This window comes from Ensifer sp. Root127 (assembly GCF_001425225.1).
GTDB lineage: Bacteria > Pseudomonadota > Alphaproteobacteria > Rhizobiales > Rhizobiaceae > Ensifer > Ensifer canadensis.
Genome location: NZ_LMDX01000054.1, coordinates 397,766 through 418,852 on the forward strand (window position 1 = coordinate 397,766; position 21,087 = coordinate 418,852).

The 21,087-nt window shown below is 61.4% G+C and carries 20 protein-coding genes and 1 riboswitch; of the genes, 14 read left to right on the forward strand and 6 right to left on the reverse strand.

Annotation, left to right across the window (positions count from 1 at the left end; genetic code table 11):
* The first annotated feature begins 92 nt into the window (after positions 1 to 92).
* The 6 genes from metE (at position 93) to nrdF (ending at position 7,708) form a co-directional block, all read left to right on the forward strand.
* Complete coding sequence (gene metE, locus ASD03_RS36980) at positions 93 to 2,447, forward strand: 5-methyltetrahydropteroyltriglutamate--homocysteine S-methyltransferase (protein WP_057219216.1); 2,355 nt, start codon at positions 93 to 95, stop codon at positions 2,445 to 2,447.
* Complete coding sequence (locus ASD03_RS36985) at positions 2,444 to 3,244, forward strand: hotdog domain-containing protein (RefSeq protein ID WP_057219218.1); 801 nt, start codon at positions 2,444 to 2,446, stop codon at positions 3,242 to 3,244. Before metE ends, ASD03_RS36985 begins: the two co-directional genes overlap by 4 nt.
* A 151-nt stretch (positions 3,245 to 3,395) precedes the next feature.
* A riboswitch (cobalamin riboswitch) is annotated at positions 3,396 to 3,622 on the forward strand.
* 301 nt (positions 3,623 to 3,923) lie between these two features.
* Positions 3,924 to 4,145 carry a glutaredoxin-like protein NrdH gene (gene nrdH, locus ASD03_RS36990; protein ID WP_025429316.1) on the forward strand — a complete coding sequence of 74 codons (222 nt, stop codon included), beginning with the start codon at positions 3,924 to 3,926 and terminating at the stop codon, positions 4,143 to 4,145.
* Positions 4,146 to 4,162: 17 nt separating this feature from the next.
* Positions 4,163 to 4,579, forward strand: coding sequence for a class Ib ribonucleoside-diphosphate reductase assembly flavoprotein NrdI (gene nrdI / locus ASD03_RS36995; RefSeq protein WP_057209889.1), 417 nt, complete (start codon positions 4,163 to 4,165; stop codon positions 4,577 to 4,579).
* Positions 4,549 to 6,702: a class 1b ribonucleoside-diphosphate reductase subunit alpha gene (gene nrdE, locus ASD03_RS37000; protein ID WP_057219220.1), complete on the forward strand. Its 2,154-nt coding sequence runs from the start codon at positions 4,549 to 4,551 to the stop codon at positions 6,700 to 6,702. Before nrdI ends, nrdE begins: the two co-directional genes overlap by 31 nt.
* Positions 6,703 to 6,718: 16 nt before the next feature.
* The gene (nrdF, locus tag ASD03_RS37005; RefSeq protein ID WP_057209892.1) at positions 6,719 to 7,708 is read left to right on the forward strand and encodes a class 1b ribonucleoside-diphosphate reductase subunit beta; all 990 of its coding nucleotides are present in this window, start codon (positions 6,719 to 6,721) and stop codon (positions 7,706 to 7,708) included.
* A gap of 103 nt (positions 7,709 to 7,811) precedes the next feature.
* Here the strand turns inward: nrdF and ASD03_RS37010 are convergent, their stop codons facing one another.
* Positions 7,812 to 9,008, reverse strand: coding sequence for a multidrug effflux MFS transporter (locus tag ASD03_RS37010; protein ID WP_057209894.1), 1,197 nt, complete (start codon positions 9,006 to 9,008; stop codon positions 7,812 to 7,814).
* A 208-nt stretch (positions 9,009 to 9,216) separates the two neighbouring features.
* Between ASD03_RS37010 and ASD03_RS37015 the strand changes: the two genes are divergently transcribed.
* Positions 9,217 to 9,921, forward strand: a complete 705-nt coding sequence (locus tag ASD03_RS37015) for a TetR/AcrR family transcriptional regulator (RefSeq protein WP_057219291.1) — start codon at positions 9,217 to 9,219, stop codon at positions 9,919 to 9,921.
* Positions 9,922 to 10,004: 83 nt separating this feature from the next.
* On the opposite strand, the gene ASD03_RS37020 is transcribed toward ASD03_RS37015, so the two are convergent.
* The 4 genes from ASD03_RS37020 to ASD03_RS37035 all read right to left on the reverse strand — a co-directional run bounded on the left by ASD03_RS37020 (position 10,005) and on the right by ASD03_RS37035 (position 12,116).
* The gene (locus ASD03_RS37020; protein WP_057219293.1) at positions 10,005 to 10,289 is read right to left on the reverse strand and encodes an acylphosphatase; all 285 of its coding nucleotides are present in this window, start codon (positions 10,287 to 10,289) and stop codon (positions 10,005 to 10,007) included.
* 189 nt (positions 10,290 to 10,478) lie between these two features.
* On the reverse strand, positions 10,479 to 10,799 hold the full coding sequence (locus ASD03_RS37025; protein ID WP_025429323.1) for a cupredoxin family copper-binding protein: 321 nt from the start codon (positions 10,797 to 10,799) through the stop codon (positions 10,479 to 10,481).
* 9 nt (positions 10,800 to 10,808) lie between these two features.
* Positions 10,809 to 11,333 carry a DUF4142 domain-containing protein gene (locus tag ASD03_RS37030; protein ID WP_057219295.1) on the reverse strand — a complete coding sequence of 175 codons (525 nt, stop codon included), beginning with the start codon at positions 11,331 to 11,333 and terminating at the stop codon, positions 10,809 to 10,811.
* 87 nt (positions 11,334 to 11,420) lie between these two features.
* Positions 11,421 to 12,116, reverse strand: a complete 696-nt coding sequence (locus ASD03_RS37035; RefSeq protein ID WP_057219222.1) for an RNA polymerase sigma factor — start codon at positions 12,114 to 12,116, stop codon at positions 11,421 to 11,423.
* A 343-nt stretch (positions 12,117 to 12,459) separates the two neighbouring features.
* On the opposite strand from ASD03_RS37035, the gene ASD03_RS37040 reads away from it, so the two are divergent.
* The 7 genes from ASD03_RS37040 to ASD03_RS37070 all read left to right on the forward strand — a co-directional run bounded on the left by ASD03_RS37040 (position 12,460) and on the right by ASD03_RS37070 (position 20,500).
* Positions 12,460 to 13,350 carry a substrate-binding domain-containing protein gene (locus tag ASD03_RS37040; protein WP_057219224.1) on the forward strand — a complete coding sequence of 297 codons (891 nt, stop codon included), beginning with the start codon at positions 12,460 to 12,462 and terminating at the stop codon, positions 13,348 to 13,350.
* Positions 13,351 to 13,526: 176 nt separating this feature from the next.
* The gene (locus ASD03_RS37045) at positions 13,527 to 15,050 is read left to right on the forward strand and encodes a sugar ABC transporter ATP-binding protein (RefSeq protein ID WP_025429327.1); all 1,524 of its coding nucleotides are present in this window, start codon (positions 13,527 to 13,529) and stop codon (positions 15,048 to 15,050) included.
* Positions 15,047 to 16,009 (forward strand): ABC transporter permease, encoded by a 963-nt coding sequence (locus ASD03_RS37050; protein ID WP_057219226.1) that lies wholly within the window; start codon positions 15,047 to 15,049, stop codon positions 16,007 to 16,009. The genes ASD03_RS37045 and ASD03_RS37050 overlap by 4 nt, the downstream gene beginning before the upstream one ends.
* A gap of 19 nt (positions 16,010 to 16,028) precedes the next feature.
* Positions 16,029 to 16,970 carry a sugar kinase gene (locus tag ASD03_RS37055; protein WP_057219228.1) on the forward strand — a complete coding sequence of 314 codons (942 nt, stop codon included), beginning with the start codon at positions 16,029 to 16,031 and terminating at the stop codon, positions 16,968 to 16,970.
* Between the two features lie 5 nt (positions 16,971 to 16,975).
* Positions 16,976 to 18,256: a D-tagatose-bisphosphate aldolase, class II, non-catalytic subunit gene (locus ASD03_RS37060; RefSeq protein WP_057219231.1), complete on the forward strand. Its 1,281-nt coding sequence runs from the start codon at positions 16,976 to 16,978 to the stop codon at positions 18,254 to 18,256.
* Positions 18,257 to 18,379: 123 nt separating this feature from the next.
* Positions 18,380 to 19,396 (forward strand): LacI family DNA-binding transcriptional regulator, encoded by a 1,017-nt coding sequence (locus tag ASD03_RS37065; protein ID WP_057219233.1) that lies wholly within the window; start codon positions 18,380 to 18,382, stop codon positions 19,394 to 19,396.
* A 147-nt stretch (positions 19,397 to 19,543) separates the two neighbouring features.
* Positions 19,544 to 20,500 carry a CoA transferase gene (locus ASD03_RS37070; protein ID WP_280137648.1) on the forward strand — a complete coding sequence of 319 codons (957 nt, stop codon included), beginning with the start codon at positions 19,544 to 19,546 and terminating at the stop codon, positions 20,498 to 20,500.
* A 12-nt stretch (positions 20,501 to 20,512) separates the two neighbouring features.
* Here ASD03_RS37070 and ASD03_RS37075 read toward each other — a convergent pair whose 3' ends face one another.
* The gene (locus tag ASD03_RS37075; protein WP_057219237.1) at positions 20,513 to 20,953 is read right to left on the reverse strand and encodes a YHS domain-containing (seleno)protein; all 441 of its coding nucleotides are present in this window, start codon (positions 20,951 to 20,953) and stop codon (positions 20,513 to 20,515) included.
* Between the last annotated feature and the right edge of the window lie 134 nt (positions 20,954 to 21,087).

Below are 21,087 nucleotides of genomic sequence, written 5' to 3' on the forward strand. Positions count from 1 at the left end.
GGGTGTCCGATGTGTCGCCTTGACGAGCGAGCCAGTCTCGGTCGTGGATGCGTCGCATTCAAAGCCTTGCCCACAACCTTCGGGGTAAGGAAATGACAATCAAGACAGCCAATCTCGGCTTTCCACGTATCGGCAGCTACCGTGAACTGAAGTTCGCGCTGGAGCGTTATTGGGCCGGCAAGATCGAGAGACAGGACCTGCTCGACGTCGCCGCCAGGCTGCGGGCCGAAAACTGGGCCGCGCAAAAGGCACGTGGGATCCAGATCATTCCATCGAACGACTTCTCGCTTTACGACCAGGTTCTCGACACATCAGTGCTGGTTGGTGCGGTGCCACCGGCCTATGGCTGGAAGGGCGGCCCGGTCGACCTCGACGCCTATTTCGCCATGGCGCGCGGTTCGACGACTGCCGCCTGCGCGTCCGGTTGCACGCATGGCGGGCCCGACGGGGGCAACCAGGCGCTGGAGATGACCAAGTGGTTCGACACGAACTACCACTACATGGTTCCGGAATTCGCGGAGGATCAGCGCTTCGAGCTGACGAGCAATGCGCCGCTTGACGCCTTCCTCGAAGCCAAGGCGCTCGGGCATGTCACCCGCCCTGTCGTCCTCGGCCCCGTCACCTTCCTGAAACTGGGCAAGGCGCTTGCCGGCGGATTCGACACCATCAATCTGATCGAGCGGCTGCTGCCTGTTTATACGAAGCTTCTCACCGAGCTTGGGGAAGCCGGCGTCGAATGGGTGCAGATCGACGAGCCATGCCTGGTGCTCGATCTCACTGAGCGGGAACGCCAGGCGCTGGCGCTGACCTACCAGACGTTCGCCTCGGAACTTCCGCAGTTGAAAATCATGCTCGCGACCTATTTCGGCGCGGTCAGTGACAACATGCCGACAGCCCTTTCGCTGCCGGTTGCCGGGCTGCATGTCGACCTCGTGCGGGCGCCGCAACAGCTCGACTTGCTACTTCAGACGGTACCGGCACAGCTTGTGCTGTCGCTCGGCGTCGTCGATGGCCGCAATGTGTGGCGTACCGATCTTGCCGGCCTCTTCCGCCGGCTGCAGCCGTTGATCGAGGCGCATGGCCGCGATCGTATCGAGCTTGCACCATCGTGCTCGCTGCTGCATGTGCCAATCGACCTCGATCTCGAACGAGCGCTCGATCCGGAGCTCGTCTCCTGGCTTGCCTTCGCCCTGCAGAAGCTGGACGAACTCAGCCTGCTTGCCCGCGCATTCGAGCCGGGCCTGGCCAATCCCGAGCAGGTCTTTGCAAAATCGATTGCTGCGGTCGAGGCACGGCTGACCTCGCTCAAGGTCCACGATCCACTCGTTGCCGGACGCTTGAAGAACCTGACGGCAGCAGACAGCCGCCGTCAATCGAGTTTTGCAACGCGCCGGCGGCGGCAGGAAGACAGGCTGGCACTGCCGCTCTTCCCGACGACGACGATCGGCTCCTTCCCGCAGACGTCAGAGGTGCGCCAGGCACGATCGCTGCATGCCAAGGGCGAGCTCAGCTATGTCGACTACCTCGCCTACCTGCGCCAGGAGACGGAGAAGGCCGTGCGCTGGCAGGAGGAAATCGGCATCGAGGTGCTGGTGCACGGCGAATTCGAGCGCAACGACATGGTGCAGTATTTCGGCGAGCAGCTCTCCGGCTATGGGTTCACTCAGAGCGGTTGGGTGCAGAGCTACGGCTCGCGCTACGTACGCCCGCCGATCATCTTCGGCGATGTCTCGCGCCCGAACCCGATGACGGTCGATTGGGCAACCTATGCGCAGTCGCTGACGGACAAGCCGATGAAGGGCATGCTCACCGGCCCGGTGACGATGCTGCAATGGTCGTTCGTGCGCGACGACCTGCCCCGGTCGATCGTATGCCGGCAGATCGCACTGGCGCTGCGCGACGAAGTCACCGACCTGGAAACGGCCGGTATCGCCGTGATCCAGATCGACGAACCGGCGCTGCGCGAGGGACTGCCACTGAGACAGGCCGATCGAAAGGCCTATCTCGACTGGGCGGTCGAGTGCTTCCGCATCAGCGCCTCCGGCGTCGGTGACGAAACCCAGATCCACACCCACATGTGCTACTCGGAGTTCAACGACATCATGGCGGCGATTGCGGCAATGGATGCCGATGTCATCTCCATCGAAACCTCGCGCTCGAAGATGGAGCTGCTCGGCGCCTTTATCGATCAGGCCTATCCGAACGAGATCGGCCCCGGCGTCTACGACATCCACTCGCCGCGGGTACCCACTGTCAACGAGATGGTGCATCTGATCGAACAGGCGACCGACGGTCTGACGCCGGCGCAGATCTGGGTCAATCCGGATTGTGGGCTGAAAACAAGGCGGTGGGAGGAAGTTCGCCCGGCGCTCGTCAACATGGTCGCGGCGGCGCAAACGCTGCGCCAATCCTTCACTGCCGGCCGGCAAGAGGCCGCAAACGCATGACGGACGATAGCAATATCGAGAAGGCGCCGGGGGAAACCCCGGCGCCCGCCACCTTGATCGACATCGTCTTTCCCGGCGACACCAATCACCATGGCACGCTCTTCGGCGGTGCGGGCCTCGCACTCATGGACCGGACCGCCTTCATCGTCGCCACGCGCCACGGCCGCGTTCCCTTCGTCACCGCCTCCTGCGATCGCGTCGACTTCCGCGGCCCCGCCCACATCGGCCATATCGTCAGCTGCAGCGGCCGCCCGATCCGGGTCGGGCGGCGTTCGATGGTCGTCGAAGTCGATATGATCGCGGAAGATCTGACGGCCGGCACCCGCGATCTGTGCGCCCGCGGCCAGTTCACCATGGTCGCGATGCCGGAGGGCAAGGGCGCCGGCTGGTCGTTGCCTTCTCTCGACACCGATGCGATCGGAGCGCCAAAAGACGATGCCGTGCGCATGGTCGATATCGTCTTTCCGGATCAGGCCAGCAGCTTCGGCGCCATGTTTGGCGGCGACGCGCTGGCGCAGATGACCAAGGCCGCCTTCGTCGCGGCGACACGGGCGAGCCGCAAGACGACAGTGCTCGCCTCCTGCCAGCGCATCGATTTCAAGCACCGGATCACCGTTGGCTCGATCATCGAGCTTGTCGCCAGGATTGTGCGCACCGGACGGAGCTCGACGACGGTCGATGTCGAATTGTGGTCAGAGGATTTGACGGGAGCGAAACAGACCCTGACTGCCCATGGCGCCTTCATCATGGTGGCAGTCGACGGGGACAATCGTCCTGTTCCCGCCTTCGCGGCTTGAGGATTTCAGCAGAGCTGTCAATGACGGCTCTCCATCCACAGGCTTCGCCGACACTTGTCGTTTACTCCCCGCTATCCACACCCGAAAAAATATTGTCCGCCTCCCAGGTGGCTTCGACATGGAACCTATTGACGCAATTTTCCCGACATATACTATATCTAGTGTTCGAGGTTCTCCCGATTCGCAAGGATTGGGAGCGAAGATGGGAATACGGTGCCGTCGTAGCGATTTCGCTTGGCTAAGCCGTGGCTGCCCCCGCAACTGTAAACGGCGAGCAACTGTCCAGCATTCGGCCACTGAAGCATGATGCTTCGGGAAGGTCCGGACAGAAGCACCGACCCGTGAGCCAGGAGACCTGCCTCGATCGATAAACGTCCACGGGCGGGGTGTCCGGAGAGGTCAGAGGTGTGCATGGGGCAGGATGAAACCTGCCTGATCGTCTCGACGTCTCCCCGGAAGCGCCGTCTTCAACTTCGGGGTGAAGTCATGTCCGCGTCATCGAATTCCTATCATTCGCCAATGAAGAGGCGCGGGAAGCCGCGAATCTGACGAACAACCGCGCCCGGGTCCTCTCGACCCGAGCAAGCGGTCATCCTGCCAGTCCTGCATTTCGCCGGATCGCTTGTGCGTATCCGCATGCCTTTTCATGCCCAGATCCAGCCGACCAAACGAGGAAGAAATGAACGTCACCGTCTACAGCAAGCCCGCCTGCGTCCAGTGCACCGCAACCTATCGCGCGCTCGACCGCCAGGGCGTCAATTACGAGGTGATCGACATTTCGGTCGACCAGGACGCGTTCGAGACGGTCAAGGGCCTTGGCTACATGCAGGTTCCCGTCGTCATCGCCGGTCCGGAGCACTGGGCAGGCTTCCGCCCCGACAAGATCAGCGCACTGTCCTGAAGCCGAGGTACGGCGCGATGGGGCTGATCGTCTATTTTTCCACCCGCTCGGAAAACACCCATCGCTTCGTCGGCAAGCTCGGCCTGCGCGCCAGACGCATTCCCGTCAGCGCGGCCGACGCGCCGCTCGACGTGCACGAACCCTATGTGCTCGTCGTCCCGACCTATTGCGGCGACGACGGCCGGGGCGCCGTGCCCAAACAGGTGATCCGCTTTCTCAACGATGCGGACAACCGCTCCCACATCCGCGGCGTGATTGCCGCGGGCAACAGCAATTTCGGCGCGACCTACGGGATCGCCGGCGACGTGATCTCGGCCAAGTGCCAGGTGCCCTATCTCTACCGGTTCGAACTGTTGGGAACCGATGAGGACGTAGCCAATGTCAAAAACGGGATGGAACGATTTTGGACGTCTCAACACTCGAACGCCCCTTGAAGGCGACGGAATCGGCGCTCGATTACCACGCGCTGAACGCCATGCTGAACCTCTATGACGAGGACGGCCGGATCCAGCTCGACAAGGACCGGTTGGCGGCAAAGCAGTACTTCCTGCAGCACGTCAACCAGAACACCGTGTTCTTCCATAACCTGCGCGAAAAACTCGATTACCTCGTCACCGAGGGCTACTACGAGCAGGAGGTTCTCGACCAGTATTCGTTCAACTTCGTGCGCGACCTGTTCGATCACGCCTATGACAAGAAGTTCCGTTTCCCGACCTTTCTCGGCGCCTTCAAATATTACACCAGCTACACGCTGAAGACCTTCGACGGGAAGCGCTACCTCGAGCGCTACGAGGACCGGGTCTGCATGGTGGCGCTGACGCTGGCGCGCGGCGACGAGGCGCTGGCGCGCGACATGGTCGACGAGATCATCTCCGGTCGCTTCCAGCCGGCGACCCCGACCTTCCTCAACGCCGGCAAAAAGCAGCGCGGCGAGCTCGTCTCCTGCTTTCTGCTGAGGGTCGAGGACAACATGGAATCGATCGCGCGCGGCATTAATTCGGCGCTACAATTGTCGAAGCGCGGCGGCGGCGTGGCGCTGTCGCTCACCAACATCCGCGAGGCCGGCGCCCCGATCAAGCAGATCGAAAACCAGTCGTCCGGCATCATTCCCGTGATGAAGCTGCTGGAGGATTCGTTCTCCTACGCCAACCAGCTTGGCGCCCGCCAGGGTGCCGGCGCCGTCTATCTCAACGCCCACCACCCCGACATCATGCGTTTCCTCGACACCAAGCGGGAGAACGCCGACGAGAAGATCCGTATCAAGACGCTGTCGCTGGGCGTCGTCGTTCCCGACATCACCTTCGAACTCGCCAAGAACAACGAGGACATGTACCTGTTCTCGCCCTATGACGTGGAGCGCGTCTACGGCGTTGCCTTCACCGACATCTCGGTCACGGAAAAATATCGGGAAATGGTCGCCGACAGCCGGATCCGCAAGAAGAAGATCAAGGCGCGCGAGTTCTTCCAGGTGCTGGCCGAAATCCAGTTCGAGTCGGGCTATCCCTACATCATGTTCGAAGACACGGTGAACCGCGCCAACCCGATCGCCGGCCGCATCACCATGAGCAACCTCTGCTCAGAAATCCTCCAGGTCAGCGAAGCCAGCGAGTACAATGACGACCTGTCCTACAAGCACCTGGGCAAGGACATCTCCTGCAATCTCGGCTCGCTGAATATCGCCGCCGCGATGGATTCGTCCGATTTCGGCAAGACGATCGAGACATCGATCCGGGCGCTGACCGCGGTCTCCGACATGAGCCATATCGCCTCGGTTCCCTCCGTCGAGAAGGGCAATGACGACAGCCATGCGATCGGCCTCGGCCAGATGAACCTGCACGGCTATCTCGCCCGCGAACGCGTCTATTACGGTTCGCAAGAAGGCATCGACTTCACCAATATCTATTTCTACACGGTGACCTACCACGCCATCCGCGCCTCGAACCGCATCGCGGTCGAACGCGGGTCGAGCTTCAAGGGCTTCGAGAACTCGAAATACGCCTCCGGCGAGTATTTCGACAAATACACCGAGCAGGAATGGAAGCCGGCAACCGAGAGGGTGCGCGAACTGTTTGAAATCGCTGGTGTGCAGATCCCGACGCAGGAAGACTGGCTGGAACTCAAGAGGGCGGTGATCACCTCCGGCCTCTACAACCAGAACCTGCAGGCGGTGCCGCCGACCGGCTCAATCTCCTATATCAACCATTCGACCTCCTCGATCCACCCGATCGTCTCGAAGATCGAGATCCGCAAGGAAGGCAAGATCGGCCGTGTCTACTATCCGGCCGCCTTCATGACCAACGACAATCTCGACTACTATCAAGATGCCTATGAGATCGGCCCGGAGAAGATCATCGACACCTATGCGGCGGCGACCCAGCATGTCGACCAGGGCCTGTCATTGACGCTGTTCTTCAAGGATACGGCGACGACCCGCGACATCAACCGCGCGCAGATCCATGCCTGGAAGAAGGGCATCAAGACGATCTACTACATCCGCCTTCGTCAGATGGCACTGTCCGGCACGGAAGTGCAGGGCTGCGTCTCCTGCGCACTGTGATACTCCGGGGAACACGATGAACATCCAAGTGAAGACCAAGGCGCCCAAGAGCCCGCGGGCCGTGCGCGCCATCAACTGGAACCGTATCGAGGACGACAAGGACCTCGAGGTCTGGAACCGGCTCACCGGCAATTTCTGGCTGCCGGAAAAGGTGCCGCTCTCCAACGACATTCCCTCCTGGGCAGCACTTCGGCCGGAAGAGCAGCAGCTGACGATCCGCGTTTTCACCGGCCTGACCCTGCTCGACACGATTCAGACGAGCATCGGCGCGCCGACGCTGATGGCGGACTCGATCACGCCGCATGAGGAAGCTGTTTATTCCAACATCTCCTTCATGGAGGCGGTGCATGCCCGCTCCTATTCCTCGATCTTCTCGACGCTTTGCTCGACACCTGATGTCGACGACGCCTATCGCTGGTCGGAGGAGAACGAACACCTCCAGAAGAAGTCGGCGCTCATTCTCGAGCACTATCGCACAGCGGATCCGTTGAAGCGCAAGATTGCCAGCGTCTTCCTCGAGAGCTTCCTGTTCTACTCCGGCTTCTATCTGCCGATGTACTGGTCGAGCCGCGCCAAGCTGACCAACACCGCCGACATGATCCGCCTCATCATTCGCGACGAGGCGGTGCACGGCTATTACATCGGCTACAAGTTCCAGAAGGGCCTGGAGCGGTTAAGCGACGAGCGTCGGCAGGAGATGAAGGATTTCGCCTTCGACCTGCTGCTCGAACTCTACGACAACGAGGCGAAATATACCGAGTCGCTTTACGACAGCGTCGGCCTGACCGAGGACGTGAAGAAGTTCCTGCATTACAACGCCAACAAGGCACTGATGAACCTCGGCTATGAGGCGCTGTTTCCGGCCGACGCCTGCAAGGTCAATCCGGCAATCCTGTCGGCGCTGTCGCCGAATGCCGACGAGAACCACGACTTCTTTTCGGGGTCAGGCTCCTCCTATGTCATCGGCAAGGCGGTTGCGACCGAAGACGAAGACTGGGATTTCTGACAAGCGCGCCGCACTCCGTTGCTGAGCCAATAGCAAAGCGGCCGGTGAAGACGAGAAGGTCTTCACCGGCCGTCCTGTTTCAACTGCGCGAAGCAAGGTGGTGTTACTCCGCCGGCACGACACGGCTGCGGCCGATGGTTGCCTGTGTCAGCAGGAACGCGCTGACCGCGCAAATCGCAATGCCCGCGGCCATCGGAAGCGCCGTTCCGTTGAAGAAGACGGCAGCAACGATCATGGCGACAGCCGCCGTGACAAAATGCAGCGTCCCCATCAGCGCCGATGCCGTACCGGCAATCTCGCCGTGATCCTCGAGCGCCAGCACCGCGGAGGTCGGGATGACCAGACCGAGCGCACCGTAGCCGACGAACAGGAATACGGCCATGACCGGCAACTGGTTGAAGCCGAGGCTCATGACGATGAACATGCTGGCCATGGTCAAGGCAAAGCCGGCGACGGCAAGCTGCATGACCCGGACGAGACCAAAACGATCGCCAAGCCAACCCGTTGCCTGCGAGACCGCGAAGAACGATACCGCGTTGATCGAGAAGGCGAAGCTGTATTGCGTCGGCGTCAGGCCATAATGATCGATCAGCACGAAGGGCGAATTTGCGAGGTAGACGAGGAAGCTCGAAATGCCGAGGCCACCGATGAAGGTGAGCGTCAGGAAGTTCCGGTCGCTCAGAAGCAGCCGGTAGGCGGCAATCGCGCTGCCGAAATTGCTGTCGGCCCTGTCCTTCTTCGGACGGGTCTCAGCCAATTGGGTCGACAGCAGGATCAGGCCGATGAAGGCTGCGATCATGACGGCATAGAAAACGCCGCGCCAGCCGTAGAACTCGATGACGGCGCTGCCAGTCAGAGGCGCCAGGATCGGCGAGATGCTGAACACCAGCATCAGCAGCGACATCAGGCGTGCCGCCTGAACGCCGGTGTGCATGTCACGAACGATGGCGCGCGGAATGACCATGCCGGCGGCACCGCCAATACCTTGCAGGAAGCGGAAGGCGATGAGCGTTTCGATATCGGTCGCGAGCGCGCAGCCGATGCTGGCCAGCGCGAACAGGCCGATGCCGAGATAGAGCGGCGCCTTGCGGCCCCACATATCCGAGAGTGGGCCATAGACGAGCTGGAAAATTGCAAAGGAAATGAAGAAGGCGAGCAGGCTAAGCTGCACGACACCGGTCTCTGCGGCGAGATCCTTGCCGATCGACGGCAGCGCGGGGAGATACATGTCGATTGCGAAAGGCCCGATCGCTGAAATCAGACCGAGGACTATGGCAGTGCGTAGAAAGGACGCCGTCATGGTGATGATCTTTCAGAGGTCGCGAAACGAACGAGGACGCGCGCCTGCATTCGTTGCCGCCGGGATTGAAACTGGAATGAGCCGGTCGTGCCAGGATCGAACGTCCGGGAGACGCATCCTACGCTGACCTATGTGGTCCATAATTTTGGACACACATGTCAAATTAGACACTATTGTCCAAACCGTCAACATGTCCTATCGTCGGATCATGAAAAAACGACAAGCCGCCTTGCCGACCGCCGGTGGCCCCACCCAGAAGGGTCAATGCGCCAAACGCATCTCGATCCTCGACGCCGCCGCAGAGGTCTTCTGCCGCGAAGGCTTTTCCGGCGCCAGCATAGACGAAATCGCCGCGGAAGCCTGTGTTTCCAGGCAGACCATCTACAATCACTACCGCGAAAAAGAGACGCTGTTCATGGCGGTGGTGCAGGATATCCTCGACCGAACCAACGCCGCGCTGTTCTCGATCCTCGCGACCTTCCCGCAACGGGCAGACAATCTCGAGGACGACCTCACTGCCTTTGCAGTGCGCCTCAACAGGAACTGCATCTGCAATCAGGACGGCAAGTTCATCCGGAAGCTGGTCGAGACCGAGGGAGAGCGATATCCCGAGCTGATCAGGATCTGGCGCGAACAGGGACCGGGCAAGATCGGCGCGGCACTCTCGGCACTGTTTGCCCGGCTTGCCCACGCGGCCCCGCTTGAGATCGACGACCTCGACTTGGCCGCTCGGCAATTCCTGGCCTTGATCAAGGCGGACATGCAGATAGCCGGTCCTTTTGGCGAAGCTCCAACGGAGGAGCAATTGCAGACCTCTGCCCGCAACGCCGTCAGGACCTTCCTGCGCGCCTATGGCAGGGTCGAGACCGAACGAGCCCAGAAAAAAGCCGGTCGCCTCGACCAATCGGCTTGACCGCCAGTCGCTCTGACCAATTCAGTCACCCTGACGTCTTCGCGACGCACCTAAGACCAACGCCCCTCCGCATCTCCGATCACCTAACCAGTGATCTGGAACCCCTGCACCGGATCGGGCAGGGCGACCGGTTCGGTTTCGACGCTGACGACAGAGGCATCCGCCGGCCCCATCCAGAGCCGCTCGACCATGTTTGCGAGCGCAGCATCGGAGCCGACGATCATCGCCGCCACCGATCCGTCGCGCTCGTTGCGCACCCAGCCGGTCACTCCGAGGCGTTCGGCCTCGCGGCGGGCCCAGATGCGGAAGCTGACGCCCTGCACCCTTCCGCTGACACGAACGAGCATCGCCTTGCGCTCTCTGATCATGATCGCACCTGTTTTTTTGTTATAGAAGAGAAACTGGAGCGAAGGCGGACAAAGACAAGCCACCTGACGTTGCGGGCGCCTGCGACGCCGGGCCGTTTCCACATCGGGCGAAGTTGCGGAATGGCTCCGTCGCCTTGTTTTGACGCATTTCCGGACGGAAGACCGCTTCGCAGTTCTCCTGGAAATTTCCTATGGCGCCGCCGCCAAAATGCGTCCCTTCATGTTGGGATGAAAGCGGCAATAATAATCGATCAGCCCCGCCTCCCGCACGACGAGACTTGCGGTCTTCTTCGCCGGGATCAACACCTCCCAACCACCCTTCACGGTCGCTGTATGGACGAGGATGTCCCTGTTGACCCACTCGATCGTGTCGCCGATGCGTGCCTCGATCTCTGCGGGAACAAACGCCATTTTTTCGATCGTCACGCGGATTGTCTCTGCTTGAGCATCCACTGCGCCATTGCCGAGCAGGAGCCCGGCAATGGCAACGAGATAAAACCCGGATCGCATGGCTGCGCCCTACTTCAGCGATGCGGCAACATGTTCTGCATGCTGCTGGTGGCCTTGAAAGATCTTCAAGCCGGTCTCAAGCAGTGCCTTAAGTTCGGCATTGCTGGCCGATGGAATGAGCAGGGTCTCCAGGGCTCCGTTCACCTGCTTGTGGTAGGCGACTTCATTGTCGACATAGGCTTTATCGAAGCTCGCGCCGTCGAGCGTGGCAAGCTTGGCACGTTCGTCGTCAGCTGCTTTCGAGAGCGCCTTGCTGGTATCGTTGTCCTCCGGCGTCACCTTGAGTTTCTTGACGAGATAGAGCGCCTGCGTATTCACCGCCTCATGGTCGCGCATCATATCTTCGGCAAACGAAACGACGTCCTTGTTGCCGGACTTCGAGATCGCAAGCTTGGCATTTTCCACATCGATCACTCCGGCCGTATAGGCGATGTGAGCGATCTGTGGGTCGGTCGGCTTATCCGCTGCCTGTGCCGGGATCACAAGCCCGAGCAGGCAAAGCGTGACGAGCGCGGTCATTGGCCGAATGTTCATGGAAACCTCCTTGTTCCGCGCAGGGCGCGGACCCTGTTTGCAGTTGACATCCATTGGATGCCGCCTGCCCGCAAAGGTTCCCGCCGGTCAGCTGGAAAGGCCAAGCCTCTTCATGACCGCCGCGGTCAGCCGCGCACAGCGCCGCCCGGCAAAGGGGAAAGCATCGAGCAAAACCGGGCCGATCTGCTCATGCAACTGTTTGCGCACCAGCTGCCGCGCCCGATGCAACCGTGTCTTGACCGTCTCGGGGCGTAACCCAAGCAGATCAGCCGTTTCCTCCACGCTCAGCCCCTCTATCACCCGCGCGACGAAAACCGTTCTGTAGATATCGGGCAGATTGTCGGTCGCCCGTTCGACGAGTTGCAGGATCTGCCGCTGCGCCATCGTGCGTTCGGGATCATCGGCACTTGCCGGCAGCGGGAACTGGATGATCGTCGCATCGCGGCCATCGCCGATCGAGCCCAGGGCGTCGGCTTTGCGGCGTCCCCGGCGCAACCGGCCGAGCGCCTCGTTGATGACGATGCGTGACAGCCAGGTTCCAAGCGACGATTCGCCACGAAAGCTTGCGAGATGCGCAAAGGCCAGCACATAGGCTTCCTGCACGATGTCTTCGGCTTCACTGTCGTTTCGAACGACGCCTCGGGCAATGCGGTAGAGGCGCTGGTTGTGAACCTGCATGATCGCTAGGAAGGCTGGCCCGTCACCGGCGATCGCCCTTTGCGCCAGTGCCACATCCGCGGTCGGGTCCGTGATCGCCAGCGCGCCTGTTCGAATGTCTGCCATGGCCGAGCCTCCCGCAGCATTAGATGCACGGTTCCGCCAAAGGTTCCCGTCATTTTTCCAATTGCAGACACCGTGCCGTTCTTTTTGGAACCTCTTCAGAGAATGCGGTTGCGCCATTGTGGTCCTGCCTTGGCCGCCTAACGTCGAATGGCCTGCCGACCACTCAAGCGAGAGGCGTCTAAATTTCTCGCGTTACCCTGTTAATCTTTTCATCGCGTACTTTTAAAAATTGACGCGCGCAAAGTTTTATGGTTTTTACATCATCGCCAAGACGGTGATGGGAGGGCCCTCCTGCTTGGCCGCCAAGACCAAAGGCCCACATCGTTTCCAAGGGAGGAAACCCATGAACATGCCCCGTATTCTCAAGGCGCTTGTCGCCGGCACGGCACTGATCCTGATTGCTTCCGCCGCATCGGCCGAAGGCATCGGCGCCTCGCTCTTGACCCAGCAGCATCCGTTCTACATCGAGCTTGCCGACGCGATGAAAGCCGAGGCGAAAGAGAAGAACGTCGCGCTCGAAGTTGCGATTGCCAACCAGGATCTCAACAAGCAACTCGCCGACGTCGAGGATTTCATCGTCAAGGGCGTTGACGTGATCGTCATTTCGCCGGTCGACAGCCAGGGCGTGCGCGCCGCGATCGAAAAGGCGGAGAAGGCCGGCATCAAGGTGATCACCGTCGACGTGCCTGCCAACGGCGCGACCGTCACCTCGCATATCGGCACCGATAATTTCACCGGCGGCGTCAAGGCTGGCGAACTGATGGCAAAGGTCCTCGACAACAAGGGCAAGGTCGCCGTTATCGACTACCCAACCGTCCAGTCGGTCGTGAACCGCGTCAACGGCTTCAAGGAAGCGATCGCCAAGCATCCGGAGATGGAAATCGTCGCCATCCAGACCGGCATCACCCGCGCCGAGGCACTCGCAGCGGCACAGAACATGCTGCAGGCCAACCCTGACATCACCGGCATTTTCGGCTTCGGTGATGACGCAGCGCTTGCTGCAGCGGTTGCCGTCAAGGCGGCGGGCCTCGAAACCCAGGTCAAGGTCATCGGCTTCGATGGCATGAAGGAAGCCCGCGACGCTGTCGACACCAACCCGGTGATGGTCGGCGTGATCCAGCAGTTCCCCGACCAGATGGGCAAGCAGGCCGTCGACACTGCCGTCAAGGTTGCCGCCGGCGAACAGGTTCCGGCCGAACAGCCGATCGTGCCCGGCGTCTACACCGCAAAGTAAGTCCTCCCAGGACGGCCGCCGCCCAAGGGCGGCGGCACCCACACGACGAACGCCTCCGCCTGCTGCCGACAAAAACAGGCAGCAGTTCGAAGTGCTACAGCAACCCTTGCGCGTCTGATCAGACGCGTGGCGCTGCAGCCCGGAGGCGCTTCTCGGCGCGATCCAAGGAGGCCGCCATGCATGGTTCGACCACGGACACTGTTCTCAAGATCAGCAATGTCACGAAATCCTTCGGGCAGGTTGCCGCGCTGAAGAGCATGCGGCTCGATGTCCGCCGCGGCCGCGTGCATACGCTGCTCGGCGAAAACGGCGCCGGCAAATCGACACTGATGAAAATTCTTGCCGGCGTTCACAGCGCGACGTCAGGCGACATTACCCTCGACAATCAACCCTATCGCCCCACCAACCCGCAGCAGGCAGCAGCGCTCGGGCTTGCGATCGTGTTCCAGGAATTGAGCCTCTGCAACAACCTGACGGTGGCGGAGAATATTCTGGCGACGCGCGAGCCGCGCAAGTTCGGCTTCATCAACGATAAGGCGCTCGTTGCCAGGGCAAGGTCGATCGTCGCTGAACTCGGGCTGCCGATCGACGTCACCGAGAAGGTCGGCAATCTCTCGATCGCCCAGCGGCAGCTGGTCGAGATCGCCAAGGGCCTCAGCCATGAGGCAAAGGTCGTCATTCTCGACGAGCCGACCTCGTCGCTCAGCGACAGCGAGGCCGAGATCCTGTTCGACATCATCGGCCGGCTGAAAAGCCGCGGCGTCGCGGTCATCTATATTTCCCACCGCATGGAAGAGATCATGCGGCTCAGCGACGACATCACCGTCATCCGCGATGGTGAGTATGTCTCCACTCACGATCGCAACGACGTCACGATCGAGGCGCTGATTGCGCTGATGGTCGGCCGTCGGATGGAGGAGATCTATCCGCCCCCAATCCACGTTCGCTCGACGGAGATTACTTCGGATCAGCCTCCGGTCCTGGCGGTCGAGCGTCTGACGCGCGACGAGGAATTCGCCGATATTTCCTTCACGGTCGGCGCCGGCGAGATCCTCGGCTTCTTCGGCCTCGTCGGCTCAGGTCGCTCCGAAGTGATGAACGCACTGTTCGGCATGAAGAACGCGAGCGGCACGGTTCGCCTCGACGGCAAGGAGGTTCGCTTCCGCTCGCCGGCCGAAGCGATTGCCCGCGGCATCGGCTTCGTCACCGAAAACCGCAAGGAAGAAGGCCTCGTGCTCGGGCACAGCGTCGAGTGGAACATTTCCATGGCGGCATTGCCTGACTTCACCGGCCCGTTTGGCTTTACCCGCGGCAGCGCCGAGCGCAAGGCAGCGGCAGCCGAGGTCGGCAGGCTTGCCATCAAGACGCGCTCGCTCGACACGCCGGCAGGCTCTCTCAGCGGCGGCAACCAGCAGAAGATCGTGCTCGCCAAATGGCTCCTGACCCGGCCGAAGGTGCTGATCCTCGACGAGCCGACCCGCGGCGTCGACGTCGGCGCGAAATTCGAAATCTACAAGATCATCCGCCAGCTGGCGGCCGAAGGAACGGCGATCCTGCTGATCTCCTCCGAGCTGCCGGAGGTGCTTGGAATGAGCGACCGCGTGGTCGTCATGCATGAAGGCGTGCTCGGCGCGACCCTCGCCGGCACCGACCTTACCCCCGAAACGATCATGGCGCACGCGACAGGTTTCCAATCATGACCCAGCAAACTGCAGCCCAGGCCGCCCTCGTCAGGGCATTGAAGCAATATGGCGGCATCTTCCTCTCGCTGGTGATGCTCTGCGTCATCTTCTCGTTCCTCAATCCCCGGTTCATGTCGGTCGTCAACTTCATGAACATCCTGCAGCAGGTGGCCGTGATCGCTATTGCCGCCTTCGGCATGACCTGGGTGATCCTGCTCGGTGAGATCGACCTGTCGGTCGGCTCGATCATCGCAGTCGCCGGCATGGTCGGGGCGCAATGTTTCGCCTTCGGGCTCGGCTTCGGCCCGGCACTCGCGGTAACTATCGTGGCGGGCGCGCTGATGGGGATGCTCAACGGCGTGTTGACGGCAAAACTGCTACTGCCGTCGTTCATCGTCACCGTCGCCACGATGGGCATCTATCGCGGCCTCGTCAGCCTGCCGACCAACGGCGCGCCGGCGATGATCGACAACGCGACATGGACCGCCATCGGCACCGAGAGCTTCCTCCGCCTGCCCATCATCATCTGGGTCGTTGCCGTGCTCTTCGTCATCAACCAGATCGTGCTCAGCAAGACGAGCTTCGGTCGTCGCGCCTATCTTACCGGCGGCAACCGCGAAGCGGCTGTTTATTCCGGCATCAAGGTCGATCGCCTCAAGATCATCATCTTCATGATCTCGGGCGTGATGGCGGCGATCAGCGGCGTGCTGCTCTCCTCGCGCCTCTTTTCCGCCCAGACCAATGCCGGCATGAGCTACGAGCTCGATGCCATCGCCGCGGCCGTTCTCGGCGGCACCTCGCTTGCTGGCGGTGTCGGCACCATGGTCGGCACGCTCATCGGCGCGCTCATCATCGGCGTGATGAACAACGGCATGAACATGCTTTCCATCCCCTATTTCTACCAGCTCATCGTCAAGGGCCTCGTGATCCTTGTCGCCGTTTGGCTCGACGTTCGCGCCAAACAGGCAAAGCGCTGACCCGGCACGAGTGAAACCCATGCACAAGATACTGACGATCGGCGAGATCCTCGTCGAGATCATCGCCACCGAAAAGGGCGACGGCTTCCGGCAGGCGACACCACTGGTCGGGCCTTTCCCTTCCGGCGCGCCCGCCATCTTCATCGACCAGGTCGGCAAGCTCGGCCAGGCGAGCGCGATCATTTCCCGCGTTGGCGGCGACGACTTCGGTCACGTCAACCTCGCCCGCCTTGAGGCGGACGGCGTCGATACCTCCGGCATCGCGGTCGATCCGCTCGCCACAACCGGCAGCGCCTTCGTTCGCTACCGTCATGACGGCAGCCGTGCCTTCGTCTTCAACATCCGCGACAGCGCCTGCGGCACCATTTCCCTCGATGACAACGCAATCGCGCTGGTTCAAAGCTGCAGCCACCTGCATGTGATGGGGTCGTCGCTCTACGCTCCGAGCGTGGTCGAGAGCATTTTCGCCGCAATCGACATCATCAAGGCAGCCGGTGGCACGGTCTCCTTCGATCCGAACCTTCGCGCAGAAATCCTCGAAAGCCCGGGGATGCGGGAAGCGCTGAGGACAGTCCTTGCCAAGACCGACGTGTTCCTGCCGAGCGGCGCGGAACTCTTCCTGTTCACTGAAGCGAAAACCGAGGCGGACGCCATCGCCGAACTTCTCGCCTCCGGCATCAGGGTCATCGTGGTCAAGCGCGGCGCCGAAGGCGCCAGCTACTTCGATGCGGAAACGACGCTCTCCCTGCCCGGCTTTGCCGTCGAAGAGATCGATCCGACCGGCGCGGGCGACTGCTTCGGCGCCACCTTCGTCACCTGTTGGCTGAATGACGCCAGCCCCCGCGAAGCGCTTGAACTCGCCAACGCGTCGGGCGCTCGCGCCGTGATGATCTCCGGCCCGATGGAGGGCGCATCGACGAGAGCAGAACTCGAAGCCTTCATCAGCGCGCGAAAGGATTGAAGACCATGAAACCCAATTATCTGATCGACATTGCCCAGTGGCGCGACCGTCCGGGCCTGCGCGGTATTCCTTCGATCTGCTCGGCGCATCCGCTGGTCATCGAGGCCGCAATGCTGCGTGCCCTTAGGGAAGACACCCATCTCTTGATCGAGGCGACCTGCAACCAGGTCAATCAAGACGGCGGATATACCGGCATGACGCCCGCCGATTTCACCCGTTTCGTCGGGGAGATCGCCGCAAAGACCGGCTTCCCGATCGAAAACATCATCCTCGGCGGCGACCATCTCGGCCCCAACCCGTGGAAACATCTGCCGGCCGATGAGGCGATGGACAAGGCGGAAGCGATGATCCGCGCCTATGCCGCGGCCGGCTTCACCAAGCTGCATCTCGATACCAGCATGGGCTGTGCCGGCGAACCCGTCGCCCTTCCCGATGCGACGACGGCGTTGCGTGCCGCGCGGCTTGCCGCCGCCGCCGAAGATGCCATCCGCGGACGTAACGGCATCGCCCCGGTCTACATCATCGGCACCGAGGTGCCTGTTCCCGGCGGCGCGCTCGAGGAACTGGATACGCTCGAAGTTACCGCACCCGAAGCAGCCGTCGAGACCGTCGATATTCATCGGCAGGCGTTCAGCGATGCAGGTGCCGGCGAGGCCTTCTCCCGGGTTGTCGGCGCCGTCGTCCAGCCGGGCGTCGAATTCGGCAACGAGAACGTGATCGCCTATGACCGGCCGAGGGCCGCTCAGTTGAGCGCAAGCCTGGCCGAGCTAAACGGCCTCGTCTTCGAGGCGCATTCCACCGACTACCAGACGCAAGAAGCACTTCGTGATCTGGTGACGGATGGTTTTGCCATCCTCAAGGTCGGCCCCGGCCTCACGTTTGCATTGCGTGAAGCGCTTTACGGGCTCGACCAGATCGCCGCGTTCCTGTTTCCCGATGCGCGATCCAAAACGCTGGCCGAGGTCACCGAAGAGGTCATGCGCGAGGAGCCGGGCAACTGGGGCAAGTATTATCACGGCTCGCCCGACGCGCTGCGTGTTCAGCGCCATTTCTCCTACAGCGACCGCATCCGCTATTACTGGCCGCACCCGAAGGTCGCGACTGCAGTGGAAGAGCTTCTTCGCCTGCTCCATGGCGTCACCATCCCCGAGACGCTGATCAGCCAGTATCTTTCGGGCAGTTACGAGCGCGTGCGAGACGGTCAGGTGCCGCCGCAAGCAAAGGCCCTGGCGATTGCCGCCGTCGACGCGGTTCTGGAGGATTACTTCGCCGCCTGCAAAGGATAGGGCCGGCCGTTCATTCCGTGAATATTTCGCAGTCGACACTGCCTATCCCTCGGAAATAAATCTATAAACGAAACCCAAAAGAAGAATGGGGGCGCTTCGACCGTGGACAGACAAATCAAGACGATGGAGGATTTTTCGGAGTTCGTCGGTTTGTCGCGCCCCACTGTCTCCAAATACTTCAACGATCCGACTTCGGTTCGCAAGAAGACCCGCGACGCCATCGAGGCCGCGATCAAGCAATCCGGCTTCCGGCCCAACATCTTCGCCGTCAATCTCAACCGGCGGCGAACCAATATTCTTGGCGTCATCGTTCCCAATTCGACCGACCCGTTCTACATGGCGCTGACGCGGCGGATCGAACATATCGCCAACCAGGCGGGCTTTCTCGCCTTCGTTCTCTCCTCCGACGGCAAGCCGGAGATGGAGGAGCGCGCCATCGAGACCTTCAAGTCGATGAACGTCGCCGGCGCGATCATCGCCCCGCTCGGCGTCCAGTCCCATCACCAGAAGCTCACCTCGCTCGGCGAGAGCATCCCGCTTGTTTATGTCGACTCGCCGCTCGACGGCAGTTCCTCCTTCGTCGGCACGGACAACCGGCAGAGCTTCAAGCTGATGGTCGATTATCTCTGCCGGTCCGGCGCTCCGCCCTGCTACTTCGGCATGCCGCCGGTCAACAACAACGCACTGGCCCGCCAGCACGCCTATGAGGAGGCGATGCAGCAGTTGAAGATGGATCCCGTCATCGTGCCGACGGCGCCAAACGCCTCGTGGGATTTCGAAAAGTTCGGCTACGACGAAACGCTGCGCATTCTGGGAGAAGGCGGTTTTCCGACGAAGACGGTGCTGTGCGCCAACGACCGCGTTGCCTTCGGCGTGATTGCGGCGGCCTTCCAGTCCGGCGTCAAGGTCGGCCGAGAGCCGGACAGCGGCCTGCGCGTGGCAGGCCATGACGACCATCCGCTGTCGCGCTATACCTGCCCGCCGCTGACGACGGTGGCGCAGAACTACAACGAGATCGGCCGGCTGGCGATCGAGCTTCTCTTGTTCAAGCTCGGCGAAACCGAGAACGACGATCAGGCCTTCCCCGCGGACGAGCGCATTCTGCTCAGCGCCGAGATCATGCTGCGCGGCTCGGCCTAGCGGCGCCCTTTGAAGACGTGTTCGTCCGGATAGAACAACGCCGGAAACCATCTTTGAACTCTCCGAGAACAAACGAGACAAGCGTCAATACTTGACGCTCGGCTCCGGTCTAACACTCAGTCCCCATGACTAACGAAGTCGATCGCAATCGACATCGCCACGCCGGAAGGCGTCGACCTCGTGCGTCGCCTGGCGCGGATTTCCGATATCGTCGTCGAAAATTACAAGCCGGGCGATCTGGCGCGCCGCGGCCTTGCCTATGAGGATCTGGCAGCCATCAAGCCCGATCTGATCTGGTGCTCGATCTCGGGATTTGGCCAGACCGGCCCCTACAGCCACCGCACCGGGTACGATTTCCTGATCCAGGCCATGGGCGGCATCATGAGCATTACAGGCGAGCCGGACACGGCCGGTGGTTCTCCGGTCAAGACCGGCGTCGGGATAGCAGACGTGATGTGCGGCATGTACGCGACCGTAGGCATTCTGGCGGCGTTGCGCCATCGCGACCGCACAGGGCAAGGCCAGCAGATCGATCTCGCCCTCTACGACAGCCAGATCGCCTGGCTGATCAATGCGGCAACCAATCATCTGGTATCCGGGCGTGTGCCGGGCCGCATCGGCAACGCCCATCCCAATATCGCGCCGTACCAGACCTTCGAGGCGGCCGACGAACATCTGGCTGTCGCCGTCGGCAACGATGCTCAGTTCGCCCGCTTTGCTGCCGTCATCGGCAAACCGGAACTGGCCGAAGACGTTCGCTTTCGCCGCAATCGCGATCGACTTGCCAATCTGGCAGACCTGCAGGCCATCATCGCCGGCGAAATCGTCAAGGACACCGCTCGCAATTGGGAGATACGGCTGAACGCCGAGGGTGTTCCCGCCGGTCGGGTTGCTAGTGTCGATCAGGCCCTGCGTGATCCGCATACGCTCGCGCGCGGAATGGTGGTCAGCATGGAGGACCAAGCAGGTGAGACCCCGATCCGCGTTCTGGGCAATCCGCTGAAGATGTCGGCAACACCGGTGCAGTACCGCAAGCGCCCGCCGCATCTCGATGAAGATCGCGAGGCTATCCTGCGCCTCATTGATGAGACACAGGATAGCTGAGCGTCCACCGGCTTACTGCAGTTTCACCGCCGGCCAGTTCTGATCGGCCTTGGTCACATAACCCTTGATATCCCTGCGCCAGGTTTCCAGCACCGATTGATCGTAGTTCAGGTAGAGCTTGTCATCGACGATCGTGAACGCCGCCGGATCGATCGGGGCCTTGTAGCCGCGGGACATGCCGTAGGCGCAAAAGCCGCCATACTGCGGCGCATATTTTCCCGGGTTTGCTTCGAAGGCTTTGCGGTTTTCCTCCGAGGCGAACATGAAGCGTGCATCACGGTAGGTCACGGCAAGGTCCGCTTTGCCCTCAACCGGCTTGCTCTGGACGAAATATGCGACCGGATCATAGCCCGAAATCGCCACGCCGCTGTTCTCGTTGGTCTCTCCGGCCACGGCGACAGTTGCCAACTGAGCAACGATAACGGCTCCAAGGAGGGGTCTGGGAATTGTCATGGTGCTTCTCCACGTTGACAGATTGCTGCGTCATCCTGGTTGTAGACATACGGCGCATCCAATGAACCGGCTGCGCGAAACCGGTGTTTCTCCTGCGATCTCTATTTCTCTTGATCGTTAGACTACGATCGGAG

Bases quoted from the DNA above. Each gene is read 5' to 3' on its own strand.
- ASD03_RS37035 (WP_057219222.1), bottom strand. From the start codon at position 12,116: ATGGCAGACATTCGAACAGGCGCGCTGGCGATCACGGACCCGACCGCG.
- ASD03_RS37065 (WP_057219233.1), top strand. From the start codon at position 18,380: ATGGAGGATTTTTCGGAGTTCGTCGGTTTGTCGCGCCCCACTGTCTCC.
- ASD03_RS37010 (WP_057209894.1), bottom strand. From the start codon at position 9,008: ATGACGGCGTCCTTTCTACGCACTGCCATAGTCCTCGGTCTGATTTCA.
- ASD03_RS37040 (WP_057219224.1), top strand. From the start codon at position 12,460: ATGAACATGCCCCGTATTCTCAAGGCGCTTGTCGCCGGCACGGCACTG.
- nrdI (WP_057209889.1), top strand. From the start codon at position 4,163: ATGGGGCTGATCGTCTATTTTTCCACCCGCTCGGAAAACACCCATCGC.
- ASD03_RS37020 (WP_057219293.1), bottom strand. From the start codon at position 10,289: ATGATCAGAGAGCGCAAGGCGATGCTCGTTCGTGTCAGCGGAAGGGTG.
- ASD03_RS37050 (WP_057219226.1), top strand. From the start codon at position 15,047: ATGACCCAGCAAACTGCAGCCCAGGCCGCCCTCGTCAGGGCATTGAAG.
- ASD03_RS36985 (WP_057219218.1), top strand. From the start codon at position 2,444: ATGACGGACGATAGCAATATCGAGAAGGCGCCGGGGGAAACCCCGGCG.
- ASD03_RS37025 (WP_025429323.1), bottom strand. From the start codon at position 10,799: ATGCGATCCGGGTTTTATCTCGTTGCCATTGCCGGGCTCCTGCTCGGC.
- ASD03_RS37045 (WP_025429327.1), top strand. From the start codon at position 13,527: ATGCATGGTTCGACCACGGACACTGTTCTCAAGATCAGCAATGTCACG.
- nrdF (WP_057209892.1), top strand. From the start codon at position 6,719: ATGAACATCCAAGTGAAGACCAAGGCGCCCAAGAGCCCGCGGGCCGTG.
- metE (WP_057219216.1), top strand. From the start codon at position 93: ATGACAATCAAGACAGCCAATCTCGGCTTTCCACGTATCGGCAGCTAC.
- nrdH (WP_025429316.1), top strand. From the start codon at position 3,924: ATGAACGTCACCGTCTACAGCAAGCCCGCCTGCGTCCAGTGCACCGCA.
- ASD03_RS37060 (WP_057219231.1), top strand. From the start codon at position 16,976: ATGAAACCCAATTATCTGATCGACATTGCCCAGTGGCGCGACCGTCCG.
- ASD03_RS37030 (WP_057219295.1), bottom strand. From the start codon at position 11,333: ATGAACATTCGGCCAATGACCGCGCTCGTCACGCTTTGCCTGCTCGGG.
- ASD03_RS37015 (WP_057219291.1), top strand. From the start codon at position 9,217: ATGAAAAAACGACAAGCCGCCTTGCCGACCGCCGGTGGCCCCACCCAG.
- ASD03_RS37075 (WP_057219237.1), bottom strand. From the start codon at position 20,953: ATGACAATTCCCAGACCCCTCCTTGGAGCCGTTATCGTTGCTCAGTTG.
- ASD03_RS37055 (WP_057219228.1), top strand. From the start codon at position 16,029: ATGCACAAGATACTGACGATCGGCGAGATCCTCGTCGAGATCATCGCC.